1 protein-coding gene is annotated in these 637 nt (G+C 34.4%); it reads right to left on the minus strand.

Going from position 1 to position 637, the window contains the following annotated elements; genetic code table 11:
• Window positions 1-54: 54 nt before the first annotated feature.
• Window positions 55-636 carry a hypothetical protein gene (locus ACFINS_RS10765; protein ID WP_375706269.1) on the minus strand — a complete coding sequence of 194 codons (582 nt, stop codon included), beginning with the start codon at window positions 634-636 and terminating at the stop codon, window positions 55-57.
• Between the last annotated feature and the right edge of the window lies 1 nt (window position 637).

Here is a 637-nt window from a genome sequence, read left to right on the forward strand (position 1 = left end):
TTATAAAAGTTACAATAAAGCTTTTTTGATTTTAAAGTTTTTTTGAAATACAACTTATTTAAGGGGGAGGTTGGAGAGACAAGTTATTTTTTTGCGAATACGTGACGCTAGGTCGTCTTTGCTTTTAGAATTTTGGATCAATGTGTTTATGGGTGAATCTTCTCTTTCTTGCAGAGCTATTTGAGCAGCTAATGTTGCCGCTAATTCTTTTGTTTCTTCGCGTAGTTTATCCAGGAGTTTATGGTGACAAGTAGCGTCATTATCGATTTGAATTTCTTGTAAACGTTTCTGATAATATGCAATTTTTTCACGCATGGTTTTGATCTCCATTAGGAAAGTGTTTTTTGTAAGAGCACTGTTTTCATTCTTTATTGCGATAGTTTCTTTTTCATGAGAGGAATAAGACGTATCTTGTGTGGGGAAATGCAATTGATACAGCTGTTCTATTACTTGACTGAGTTGTATTTTTTGTTGGGCGTATTTTTTTTGTAAAGATTCGTATTTTTGTTCATTTTGCGCTAGTTCTACAGCATGTTGTGCACAAAGAAAATCGTAGTTTGCTTGTATTTCATTCAAGGATAATGGAATTTGTGCAGAAACAACTTTATGCGCAAAGTGGAGCGCTCTGCGCCAAATA

This window comes from Bartonella sp. AA2SXKL (genome assembly GCF_042197205.1).
Lineage (GTDB): Bacteria > Pseudomonadota > Alphaproteobacteria > Rhizobiales > Rhizobiaceae > Bartonella.